This window comes from Mesorhizobium sp. M0030, from assembly GCF_040323695.1.
In the GTDB taxonomy this organism is placed as follows: Bacteria; Pseudomonadota; Alphaproteobacteria; order Rhizobiales; family Rhizobiaceae; genus Mesorhizobium.
In genome coordinates this window covers 476,994-489,068 of the sequence record NZ_JAMYVE010000003.1, presented here as the reverse complement: position 1 = coordinate 489,068, position 12,075 = coordinate 476,994, and the positions used below count along the sequence as shown (strand labels likewise).

Annotated in this window: 8 protein-coding genes; 6 read left to right on the top strand and 2 right to left on the bottom strand. The window is 64.3% G+C overall.

From position 1 onward, the window contains the following. Positions 1-121 precede the first annotated feature (121 nt). Positions 122-499, bottom strand: a complete 378-nt coding sequence (locus NKJ80_RS10035) for a COG4315 family predicted lipoprotein (RefSeq protein WP_352497502.1) — start codon at positions 497-499, stop codon at positions 122-124. 218 nt (positions 500-717) lie between these two features. Here NKJ80_RS10035 and NKJ80_RS10030 point away from each other — a divergent pair, with 218 nt between their 5' ends. The 4 genes from NKJ80_RS10030 to NKJ80_RS10015 all read left to right on the top strand — a co-directional run bounded on the left by NKJ80_RS10030 (position 718) and on the right by NKJ80_RS10015 (position 5,833). After that, the gene (locus NKJ80_RS10030) at positions 718-1,467 is read left to right on the top strand and encodes a cytochrome c biogenesis CcdA family protein (RefSeq protein ID WP_352497501.1); all 750 of its coding nucleotides are present in this window, start codon (positions 718-720) and stop codon (positions 1,465-1,467) included. 122 nt (positions 1,468-1,589) lie between these two features. Further along, positions 1,590-2,963 (top strand): bifunctional UDP-N-acetylglucosamine diphosphorylase/glucosamine-1-phosphate N-acetyltransferase GlmU, encoded by a 1,374-nt coding sequence (gene glmU, locus NKJ80_RS10025; RefSeq protein ID WP_023744818.1) that lies wholly within the window; start codon positions 1,590-1,592, stop codon positions 2,961-2,963. A gap of 195 nt (positions 2,964-3,158) precedes the next feature. Beyond that, positions 3,159-4,982 carry a glutamine--fructose-6-phosphate transaminase (isomerizing) gene (gene glmS, locus NKJ80_RS10020; protein ID WP_023688321.1) on the top strand — a complete coding sequence of 608 codons (1,824 nt, stop codon included), beginning with the start codon at positions 3,159-3,161 and terminating at the stop codon, positions 4,980-4,982. A 92-nt stretch (positions 4,983-5,074) separates the two neighbouring features. Beyond that, on the top strand, positions 5,075-5,833 hold the full coding sequence (locus NKJ80_RS10015) for a DUF502 domain-containing protein (RefSeq protein ID WP_027050381.1): 759 nt from the start codon (positions 5,075-5,077) through the stop codon (positions 5,831-5,833). On the opposite strand, the gene recG is transcribed toward NKJ80_RS10015, so the two are convergent. Further along, a complete protein-coding gene (recG, locus tag NKJ80_RS10010; protein ID WP_352497500.1) occupies positions 5,785-7,893 on the bottom strand; it encodes an ATP-dependent DNA helicase RecG in 2,109 nt (702 codons plus the stop codon). The two genes, NKJ80_RS10015 and recG, sit on opposite strands and share 49 nt — an antisense overlap. A gap of 314 nt (positions 7,894-8,207) precedes the next feature. Between recG and NKJ80_RS10005 the strand changes: the two genes are divergently transcribed. Beyond that, positions 8,208-8,495: an FAD assembly factor SdhE gene (locus tag NKJ80_RS10005; RefSeq protein ID WP_023681561.1), complete on the top strand. Its 288-nt coding sequence runs from the start codon at positions 8,208-8,210 to the stop codon at positions 8,493-8,495. Positions 8,496-8,505: 10 nt separating this feature from the next. Then, positions 8,506-12,003 carry a transcription-repair coupling factor gene (mfd, locus tag NKJ80_RS10000; RefSeq protein WP_023667560.1) on the top strand — a complete coding sequence of 1,166 codons (3,498 nt, stop codon included), beginning with the start codon at positions 8,506-8,508 and terminating at the stop codon, positions 12,001-12,003. Positions 12,004-12,075: the final 72 nt, after the last annotated feature.

Sequence of the window (12,075 nt, the reverse complement as noted above, 5' to 3'; positions counted from 1 at the left end):
ACCGGGAAAGGTGCCGCGACCAGTTCGTGCTGCCCGTAAATGCCGAACTGGCCGCCGGGTCGCTTGGAGCCGGCGGCCAGCCGAGTCCCGCCGATGGGGTGCGGGATAGAGGTTCGGACGATCAGTCGGCCTTGACGATGTGCCAGACTTCGCCGACGCCGTCGCCGGTGACGTCACCGGCCTTCTTGTCCTTGATGAAGGTGTAGACCGGCTTGCCGTCATAGGCCCACATCTTGGTGCCGTCGGTGCGGTCGACGATGGTCCATTCGTCGTCCGCCTTGGCGCCGTCCTCGGCCTTCAGCGGCGGCCAGTTGGTGGCGCATTTGTCATAGCAGTTGGTCTTGCCCTTCTCGTCCTTGTCATAGGTATAGAGCGTCATGCCGTTGGCATCGGTGTAGATCTTGGTGCCAGCGACTTCCGCTTCCTTCCACGCTCCGGCGGCGAAGGATGCGGCGGTGCTGAGCAGAAGGGCGGCCAGGCCGACAGTGATGCTTTTCATGGAAATCTCCCTGGTGATCCGACGAAGCGCGCAGAAATCGCCGCTTCGCTGTGTGAACGCTCGGCGAGGGGCATTTCTTCCCCGACTTGGTCAACTTGGGATTGGTCGGTAACAATTCGTCCGGCCGGACCGTATGTGTAGCCAAATGCCACACGATGGTGATTGGCGAACACGGTTTTGCACCGCTATACCGGCGCCAGGGAATCTGGAGTTCTGGAATGCCATTGGACATCGGCTATGTCAGCGCGGTCGGAGCGGGGGCGATCTCGTTCCTGTCGCCTTGCGTGCTGCCGCTGGTGCCTCCCTATCTCTGCTACATGGCCGGCGTGTCGGTCGACGATTTTCGCGGTGACGATGCCAGCGTCACGGCCAAGGCCGGCGCCCGCGGCGCGCTCATCTATTCCTCGCTCGCCTTCGTACTCGGTTTCTCCACCGTGTTCGTGGCGCTTGGCGCCGGCGCCTCGACCATAGGCCACTGGCTGCGCGTCTGGCAGGAGCCGCTGGCGATGGCGGCCGGGGTGCTGATCATCCTGATGGGGCTGAATTTCCTCGGCATCCTGCGCATACCGCTTCTGTCGCGCGAGGCGCGCTTTCAGTCGCAGGGCAAGCCTGCCAGCATGGTCGCCGCCTATGTCATGGGGCTGGCCTTCGCCTTTGGCTGGACGCCGTGCATCGGCCCGGTGCTGGGGCCGATCCTGACCTTGGCCGGCGGCCGCGAGACGGTGGGCGAGGGCGCTCTTCTGCTTGCCGCCTATTCGCTTGGCCTCGGCATTCCGTTCCTGATTGCTGCCCTGTTCTCCGGCGCCTTCATGCGCTTCCTCGGCAGGTTCCGCGTCCATCTCGGCCGCGTCGAAAAGGCGATCGGCGCGCTGCTGGTCGTCGCCGGCGTGTTCTTCCTCACCGGCGGCGTGCAGACGGTGTCCTACTGGCTGCTGGAGACCTTTCCGCTGCTGGGCCGGCTGGGGTAGAGATCCGCTGATCGAGAGTGAACTGCCTCATCACCTCACCGGAATTTAACCCCATTGGTGCAGCATGGCGCCAGATGCTACCACTCTGCGATTCCTGATCCCATTCATACGGTTGTCCTTCCATGAGCCAGAGATCCTGCTTGTCCGTCATTCTCGCCGCCGGTGAAGGCACGCGCATGAAGAGCGCGATGCCGAAGGTGCTGCACCAGATCGCCGGACTGCCGATGGTCGCCCATGTGGTGAAAGCGGCCGAGGCCGCCGGCGCCCGCAGCCAGGCGCTGGTGATCGGCCATGGCGCCGATGATATGCGCAAGGCGGCGGCGAAATTCGCGCCCAAGGCCGAGACCTTCGTGCAGGAGAAGCGGCTCGGCACTGCGCATGCCGTGCTGGCTGCGCGCGATGCGATATCAAAGGGTTATGACGATATTCTCGTGATGTTCGGCGACACGCCGCTGATCGATGCTGAAGCCCTAGTGGCCGCGCGGCAAAAGCTTGCCGATGGCGCGGCCGTCGTAGTGATCGGTTTCCGTCCGCCCAGCCCGACCGGCTATGGCCGGCTGATCGAAAAGGGCGGCAAGCTCACCGCCATCCGCGAGGAGAAGGACTGCTCCGCCGAGGAAAAGAAGATCGGCTTCTGCAATGCCGGCATGATGGCGGTGGCGGGCAAGCATGCGCTCGACCTGCTCGACCAGGTTGGCAACAAGAACGCCAAGGGCGAGTACTATCTCACCGACATCGTCGAGATCGCCAGTGCGAAAGGGCTCGATGTCCTCGCCACCGAAACGAGCTTCGAGAGCGCGCTCGGCATCAACAACCGGGCCGAGCTGGCGCAGGCGGAAGGCATCTGGCAGGTGCGCCGGCGCTACGAGGCCATGCTGTCGGGCGTAACGCTGATCGCGCCGGAGACGGTGTATTTCTCGCACGACACCGAAATCGGCGCCGACACGATCGTCGAGCCCAATGTCTGGTTCGGCCCGGGCGTGAAAATTGCAACCGGGGCCAAGATACACGCTTTCAGCCACATAGAGGGCGCCACCATCGCCTCCAATTGCGACGTCGGTCCGTTCGCGCGGCTCAGGCCTGGCGCCGATCTGAGGCAAAAGGCCAAGGTCGGCAATTTCTGCGAGGTCAAGCAGGCGGTCATCGAGGAGGGCGCCAAGGTCAATCATCTGACCTATATCGGCGATGCCCGTGTGGGCGCGGGGGCCAATATCGGCGCCGGCACCATCACCTGCAACTATGATGGTTATTCAAAGTTCTTCACCGATATCGGCGAGGGTGCCTTTGTCGGCTCGAACTCGTCGCTGGTGGCGCCGGTTTCCATCGGCAAGGGTGGCTACATCGCCTCGGGCAGCGTCATCACCGAAAGCGTGCCGGACGATGCGCTGGCCTTCGGCCGCGCCCGCCAGAAGACCATTCCCGGCAAGGGCAAGGAATTGCGCGAGCGCTTCGCGTCTGCCGCAGCGGCGAAGAAAAAGGCCGGCACCGACCATTAACCGCCGAAGCAATTGAACAACCGAGGAATTGCGGTAACCGGATTGCAAGAGCGGTGTGTCATGGTGCATCGGGTTGAGAAGCGTTCCGTTACAGCAGACGAAACGCAAAGTGACTTTCGCGGCGGGCCGGCAATCCCTAGATAGCGCTGGTTTTCCATCGGGACTGGTTTTCCAGCGGGAATTGGGGGCAGGCATATGTGCGGTATCGTCGGAATTGTCGGCCAGAGCCAGGTCGCGCCGCTCATCGTCGATGCGCTGAAGCGGCTGGAATATCGCGGCTATGACTCGGCCGGTGTCGCCACGGTCGAGCATGGCCGGCTTGGCCGCCGCCGCGCCGAAGGCAAGCTGATCAACCTCGAACGCCGGCTGAAGGACGAGCCGCTCAATGGCACGATCGGCATCGGCCACACGCGCTGGGCTACGCATGGCGTGCCCAACGAGACCAACGCCCATCCGCATTTTTCCAACGGCGTCGCCATCGTTCACAACGGCATCATCGAGAATTTCGCCGAGTTGCGCGACGAACTGATCCGCGACGGCTATTCCTTCTCGTCGCAGACCGACACCGAGGTCGTAGCGCATCTGGTGGCGCGCGAACTCGCCAAGGGGTTGAAGCCGATCGAGGCGGCGCATCAGGCGCTGAAGCGGCTGGAAGGCGCCTTTGCTCTGGCCATCATGTTCACCGGCGACGAGGACCTCATCGTCGGCGCCCGCAATGGCCCGCCGCTGGCCGTCGGCCATGGCGATGGCGAGATGTTTCTGGGCTCCGACGCCATCGCGCTGGCGCCGTTCACCAATTCCATCACCTATCTCGAAGACGGCGACTGGGCGGTGGTGCGCCGCGATGGCGTCACCATCTTCGACATCGACGGCAAAGAGGTTGCCCGCAAGCGCCAGCAATCGCTGTCGACCAGCTTCATGGTCGACAAGGGCAACCGCCGCCATTTCATGGAAAAGGAAATCCATGAACAGCCGGAAGTGATCTCGCACACGCTGGCGCACTATGTCGATTTCGTCTCCGGCGTGTCGAAGCCGCTGGAGCTGCCGTTCGACTTCGCCAAGATCGGCCGGCTGGCGATCTCGGCCTGCGGCACCGCCTATCTAGCCGGCCTGATCAGCAAATACTGGTTCGAGCGCTATGCGCGGCTGCCGGTCGACATCGATGTCGCCTCGGAATTCCGCTACCGCGAAATGCCATTATCCGCTGATGATGCCGCCTTCTTCATCTCGCAGTCCGGCGAAACCGCCGACACGCTGGCCTCGCTGCGCTATTGCCGCAAGGCGGGCATGAAGATCGGCGCCATCGTCAATGTGCGCGAATCGACCATGGCGCGCGAATCCGACGTCGTGCTGCCGACGCTGGCCGGGCCAGAGATCGGCGTCGCCTCGACCAAAGCTTTCACCTGCCAGCTCTCGGTGCTGGCCTCGCTGGCGGTGCGTGCGGGTGTGGCCCGCGGTACGATCTCGAAGGACGAGGAAAAGACGCTGGTGCGCGCTCTTTCGGAGGCGCCTCGCTACGCCAACCAGGTACTGAAGCTCGAAGAGCAGATCGAGCGTATCGCGCGCGAAATCTCGCGCTACAAGGACGTGCTCTATCTCGGCCGCGACACCAATTTCCCGCTGGCCATGGAAGGCGCGCTGAAACTCAAGGAAATCTCCTACATCCATGCCGAGGGTTATGCCGCGGGCGAACTGAAGCACGGGCCGATCGCGCTGATCGACGAGAACATGCCGGTCATCGTCATCGCGCCGCATGACCGCATCTTCGAAAAGACGGTGTCGAACATGCAGGAAGTGGCGGCGCGCGGCGGCAAGATCATCCTGATCACCGACGCCAAGGGCGCGGCGCAGGTCAGCGTCAAGACGATGGAGACGATCATCCTGCCAGACGTGCCGGAAATTATCTCGCCGATCATCTACGCGCTGCCGATCCAGATGCTGGCCTACTACGCCGCCGTCTTCATGGGCACCGACGTCGACCAGCCGCGCAATCTAGCGAAATCGGTGACCGTGGAGTAGTCGGCGCTCATCGGCGGTCTTAAAAACTTCGCGGTTCCAAAGCGCCGTTCGCTTCACTAGTGTGGCCCTGCAACCCGCGTCCCCGGTGAACCATGTCTGATGCTCCCAGAACTTCCGGCATGACCCGGCTGAGGAACTATTTCCTCACAGGCTTTATCGTCTGCGCGCCGCTGGCGATCACCGCCTATATCGCCTGGTCGTTCGTCGGCTGGGTCGATTCCTGGGTGAAGCCGTACATTCCGGCGCGCTACAGCCCCGACACCTATTTGCCGTTTCCGGTGCCCGGCTTCGGCCTGATCGTGGCGCTCGTGCTGATCACGCTGATCGGCTTCATGACCGCCAACATCGTCGGCCGCGCGATCGTCAATTTCGGCGAACGGCTGCTTGGCCGTATGCCGCTGGTGCGCGGCATCTACGGTTCGCTGAAGCAGATATTCCAGACGGTGCTTTCGAACAAGGGTGATATGTTCCGCCAGGTCGGGCTGGTCGAATATCCGCGAAAAGGCGTCTGGTCGCTGGTGTTCGTCGCCAGCGAGAAGGAAACCGAGATCAACCAGAAGCTCGACCATGCAGGCGACCCGATGATCGCCGTGTTCATGCCGTGCACGCCGAACCCTACCACCGGTTTCCTGATGTACGTGCCGAAATCCGACATCGTGCTGCTCGACATGACGATCGAGGACGGCGCCAGGCTGATCGTCTCGGCCGGGCTGGTGGCGCCCGAAGTCAAGCCGAAAATGGTGACTATGAACGGCCAACCGATCGACGGAGATCTCGCCAACCCGCCGCTTGGTGCTTTGGCTCAGCCGGCACGCAAGAGCCGCACGGCCTCGTCGCGGCCGAACAAATAGAGCAGCAGGCGCAGCGCCTCGCCGCGCTCAGACTGTAGTTCCGGGTCGCGCGACAGGATCAGCCTTGCATCGTCGCGGGCTGCTTCGAGCAAGTCGGCGTGCACCTCGATGCGCGCCACCTGGAAGCCCGGCGTGCCGGACTGGCGGGTGCCGAGCAATTCGCCTTCGCCGCGCAGCTTCAGATCCTCTTCGGCGATCAGGAAACCGTCCTCGGTCTCGCGCATCACCGACAGCCGGCGCTTTGCCGTCTCGCCGAGCGGGTCCTTGTAAAGCAGCACGCAGGAAGAAGGCTTGTCGCCGCGGCCGACTCGGCCGCGCAGCTGGTGCAGTTGCGCCAGGCCAAAACGCTCGGCATGCTCGATGACCATGATCGTGGCGTCCAGCACGTCGACGCCGACCTCGATGACGGTGGTGGCGATCAGGATGCGGGTTTCGCCGGCTTTGAAGGCGCGCATCGCCTCGTCCTTTTCGGCGCCCCTCATGCGGCCATGGACGAGGCCGATGCGATCGCCGAACAAGGGCTGCAGCGAGGCAAAACGGTCCTCGGCCGACATCAGCTTGATCTCTTCGGATTCCTCGATCAGCGGGCAGATCCAGTAGATCTTCTGGCCGTCGGCAACGGCATCAAGCATGCGCCCGACCAGCTCGTCCAGCCGTCCCAGCGGCAGCGTGACGGTGCGGATCGGCTGGCGGCCAACCGGCTTTTCCGTCAGCTTGGAGACGTCCATGTCGCCGAAGGCGGTCAGCACCAGAGTGCGCGGGATCGGCGTCGCCGTCATCACCAGCATGTCGGGGGCGTCGCCCTTGGCGGTGATGGCAAGCCGCTGGTGGACGCCGAAGCGGTGTTGCTCGTCGACCACGGCAAAGACGAGGTCGTGATAGGTCACCGTTTCCTGGAACAGCGCATGGGTGCCGACGACGATGTCGATGTCGCCGCTGGCCAGGCCCGCCAGCGTATCGGCGCGCTCGCGGCCCTTTTCGCGGCCGGTCAGGATAGCGACGCGCAGGCCGGCCTGTTCGGCCAGCGGCGTGATTGTAGCCAGATGCTGGCGCGCCAGGATTTCGGTCGGCGCCATCAAGGCCGCCTGGCCGCCGGCCTCGACTGCGCGCCCCATGGCCAGCAGCGCCACTACCGTCTTGCCGGAGCCGACATCGCCTTGCAGCAGGCGCAGCATGCGCTCGGGGTCGGCCAGATCGGCATTGATTTCGGCAAGCGCGAATTCCTGGCTGCCGGTCAATGAATACGGCAGGGCTGCGCGCAGTTTCTCGACGATGCGACCGTCGCCGATGAGCGGCCGGCCCGACAGGCGGCGCACTTTTGCCCGCACCAATGCCAGCGAGACCTGGCCGGCGAGAAGCTCGTCATAGGCAAGGCGGCGCCATGCCACCCCCTCGATGGCGACATCGATCGGGTCCGCGGGATAGTGGACCCGGGCGAGCGCGTCGGCAAAGGCCGGAAAGGTCTGCTTGCGCATGAAGGCAGCGTCCTGCCACTCCGGCAATTCCGGCAGCCGGCCGAGCGCCTGGCCGATGGCGCGGCGCAGCACTTTTCCGGACAGGCCCGCAGTGAGCGGATAGACCGGTTCGACCAGCGGCAGGCTCTCAGTGTCACCTGCCAAAGCGATATGGTCGGGATGGACCATGGTCGGGCGGCCGTTGAACCACTCCATGCGGCCGGAGACGACGACATGCTCGCCCACCGGCATCGCCTTTTCGAGATAGGCGGCATGGGCGTGGAAGAAGATCAGGCCGATCTCGCCGGTGTCGTCATGGGCATAGACGCGGTAAGGCACCGACCGGTTGCCGCGCGGCGGCGGCTGGTGGCGGTCGATGCGCACGTCGAGCGTGACGATGGCGCCGGCCGGCGCAAGCGCGATGCCGGGACGATTGCGGCGGTCTATGACGGTGTGCGGCAGAACGAACAACAGGTCGCCGGCGCGCGCCGGCCGTTCGCCGAGATCGGCCGCCACCACCTTCTCGATCAGAGCGCCAACCTTGGGGCCGACGCCGGCAAGCGAAGTGATCGGGACGAAGAGAGGGTCGAGGAGGGAGGGGCGCATGGCTTCACTCTCCCCCCTGTGGGGAGGGTCGATCCTCGAAGCGGAGCGGGATGGGGGTAGGTGCGCGGCTAACTTTCGAGGAAGTCGGTAGGTCAGCGCCGCACCCCCACCCCGTCTCACTCGCTTCGCTTTGCGAAGCGTGCTCGCCGACCCTCCCCACAAGGGGGAGGGTGAAGTGCGGGCGGTGTCCGGCACCAGCGTTGTCAGGAGTGTTCTTCACACCAGGGATGTTTAGCCGCCCACCCGTGCGTTGCAAGGCTGACACCGCCCTCTATCCACGCTATATGCGCCGCACCAAGCAAGGATGCGGCACGATGACCGGGACGAAACGATCAAGCGAGGGGCTGGATATCAGGCGCCGCAAGCTGTTGTTCCGCTCCTGGCATCGCGGGATGCGCGAGATGGACCTTATCCTCGGTACGTTTGCCGACAACGAGATCGGCGCCTTGACCGGCGATGAAATCGACCAATATGAAAGGCTCCTCGACATCCCCGACACCGAATTCCTGCCCATGGTCACCGGCGAACGCCCGGTTCCCAGGAATATCGACTGTGCCGTCCTGCAAAAGATCCTGGCATCGCGCCGGACCATGACATTTTAAACGTGCAACCATGAGCCTCATTCCCAAAATCGGTCTGCCGAAAGGCCGTGCCGGCCAGTTCATCGTCGACGGCGTTGCCGATGGCTACGAAGCCTTTGCGCTGGTGCAGGCGATCCATGAGATTGCGCCTGACAAACCGGTGCTGTTCGTGGCGCGCGACGGCCAGCGCCTGCCGTCGATCATCGAGGCGCTGACCTTTGCCGCCCCCGGCCTGCCGGTGCTGGAGTTGCCGGCCTGGGATTGCCTGCCCTATGACCGCGTTTCGCCAGGCTCCGATGCCGCCGCCAAGCGGCTCGACGCCCTGACGGCGATGATCGCGCTGGCAAAAAAGCCGCATCGCGCGGTCATCCTGACCACTGCCAATGCGCTGCTGCAGCGCATTCCGCCGGCCGATCTGGTCGAAGCGCAGACTTTCCACGCAAAGCCCGGCAACCAAATCGACATGAACGCGCTGGTGTCCCGGCTGGAGATTTCCGGCTTCGAGCGAGTGCCGACGGTGCGCGGTATCGGCGAATTCGCCGTGCGCGGCGGCATCCTCGACCTCTACGCACCCGGCTGGACGGAAGCACTGCGGCTCGATTTCTTCGGCGACACGCTGGAATCGATCCGCGTCTTCGACGCCGCCACGCAGCGCACCACCGGCCAGCGCAAGTCGATGGCGCTGCAGGCGATGAGTGAAGTGGCGCTGACCCCCGAAACCATCAGCCGCTTCCGCCGCTCCTATATCGAAGCCTTTGGCGCGCCGCAGCGCGACGACGGCCTTTATGCGGCGGTGAGCGAAGGGCGGCGCTTTGCCGGCATGGAGCACTGGCTGCCGCTGTTCTACGAGCGGCTGGAGACAGTGTTTGATTATCTGCCGGATGCGCCTGTCATCTTCGACCATCTGGCGCACGAAGCGCTGGCTGAGCGTCACACGCTGATCCTCGACCACTACGAAGCGCGCCGCAAACAGGCCGACGCCGCGTTGAAGGACGCCGTGCCCTACAAGCCGGTGGCGCCGGACCTGCTCTATCTCTCACCGGAAAACCTCGTGGCGTCGCTCGGACCGCGCGAAGCCATCGACTTCACCGCCTTCGACGCGCCCGATGTCGGGGCCAAGAAGGTCTTCCATGGCGGCTCGCGCCATGGCCGCAGCTTTGCCGAGGAACGGGCTGACCCAAACATCAACGTCTTCGATGTCGTCGTAAAACACATCGCCGACGAGCGCGCGGCGCGCCGGCGGGTCATCGTCGCCGGCTGGACCGAAGGCTCGCTCGACCGGCTTGGCCAGATCCTGGCCGAGCACCATCTCGGCAATCTCGTGCCGGTGGCGACGCTGGCCGAGGCGGAAAAGCTCGAGCCGGGGCAGGCGGCACTCGCCGTGCTGCCGCTGGAATCCGGCTTCGAGACCGAACAGCTGGTTGTCGTCGCCGAGCAGGACATTCTTGGCGACCGGCTGATCCGGCGATCGAAACGCAAGAAGCGCGCGTCCGACTTCATTGCCGAAGCATCGTCGTTGTCGGCAGGCGACATCGTCGTCCATGCCGATCACGGCATTGGCCGCTTCATCGGCCTGCGCACCATCGAGGCAGTCGGCGCGCCGCATGACTGCCTGGAAATCCACTATGCCGGCGACGACCGGCTGTTCCTGCCGGTGGAAAACATCGAGCTTCTGTCGCGCTACGGCTCTGACACAGCCGAGGCGACGCTGGACAAGCTCGGCGGCGGCGCCTGGCAGTCGCGCAAGGCGCGGCTGAAGAAGCGCCTGCTCGACATGGCCGGACAGCTGATCCGCATTGCCGCCGAGCGCCAGATGCGTACCGCGCCGCCCATGGTGCCGGCGGAAGGGCTTTACGGCGAATTCTCGGCGCGCTTTCCCTATGAGGAGACCGACGACCAGCAGGGCGCGATCGATGCCGTCGTGGACGATCTCGGCGCCGGCAAGCCGATGGACCGGCTGATCTGCGGCGATGTCGGCTTCGGCAAGACCGAAGTGGCGTTGCGCGCCGCCTTCATCGCGGCGATGGAAGGGTTCCAGGTCGCGGTCGTGGTCCCGACGACGCTGTTGTCGCGCCAGCATTTCAAGACCTTTTCGCAGCGCTTCTCCGGCCTGCCGATCCGCGTCGGCCAGGCCTCGCGGCTGGTCGGCGCCAAGGAACTGGCGGAAACCAAGAAAGCCATCGCCGAGGGGCAGGTCGACATCGTCATCGGCACCCATGCACTGCTCGGGTCGGCGATCTCGTTCAAGAATCTCGGCCTGCTGATCATCGACGAGGAGCAGCATTTTGGCGTCAAGCACAAGGAACGGCTGAAGGACCTCAAGACCGATGTCCACGTGCTGACGCTGTCGGCGACGCCGATCCCGCGCACGCTGCAGCTTGCCTTGACCGGCGTGCGCGAACTGTCGCTGATCGCCACGCCGCCGATCGACCGCATGGCGGTGCGCACCTTCATCTCGCCTTTCGACCCGCTGGTCATCCGCGAGACGCTTCTGCGCGAACGCTACCGCGGCGGCCATTCCTTCTATGTCGTTCCGCGCATCAGCGATCTCGCCGAAATCCATGATTTCCTGCGCGAATCCGTCCCCGAGCTGAAGGTGGCGGTGGCCCATGGTCAGATGCCGCCGGGCGAACTCGACGACATCATGAACGCCTTCTATGACGGCCAGTACGACGTGCTGTTGTCGACCACCATTGTCGAATCCGGGCTCGACATTCCGACCGCTAACACGCTGATCATCCATCGCGCCGATATGTTCGGCCTGTCGCAGCTCTACCAGCTGCGCGGCCGCGTCGGCCGTTCCAAGGTGCGGGCATATGCGTTGTTCACGCTGCCGGCCAACCGCAAGCTCACCGACACGGCCGAGCGCCGGCTGAAGGTGCTGCAGTCGCTGGACACGCTTGGCGCCGGGTTCCAGCTCGCCAGCCACGACCTCGACATCAGGGGCGCCGGCAATCTACTCGGCGAAGAACAATCCGGACACATCAAGGAGGTCGGCTTCGAGCTTTACCAGCAGATGCTGGAAGAGGCGGTGGCCGAGGTGAAGGACTCCGGCGAGGTCCAGGACGGCGGCTGGTCGCCGCAGATCGCTGTCGGCACGGCTGTCATGATCCCGGAAAGCTACGTGCCGGACCTTCAGCTCAGGCTGGCGCTCTACCGCCGCCTTGGCGATCTCGAAAACACCGAGGAGATCGATGCTTTCGGCGCCGAGCTGATCGACCGCTTCGGCCCGCTGCCGGAGGAAGTGAAGCATCTGCTCAAGATCGTCTTTATCAAGGCACTCTGCCGCAGGGCCAATGTCGAAAAGCTCGATGCCGGCCCCAAGGGCGTCGTCATCCATTTCCGCAAGCGCGAGTTTTCCAACCCGGTCGGGCTGGTCAAGTACATCGGCGAACAGGGCTCGCTGGCCAAGATCAGGGCCGACCACAGCGTGGTCTTCATCCGCGACTGGCCAACGGCGGAGAAGCGCCTGGCGGGCTCGGCGGTCGTCATGACGCAACTGGCGCGGCTGGTGGAGAAGGCCGCATAGCCCGCCGGCTACCATTCGCCACCGCTTGAATTCCGGTCTAGAATAGGAAATCGGCTTCGTGTATGGAGCCGC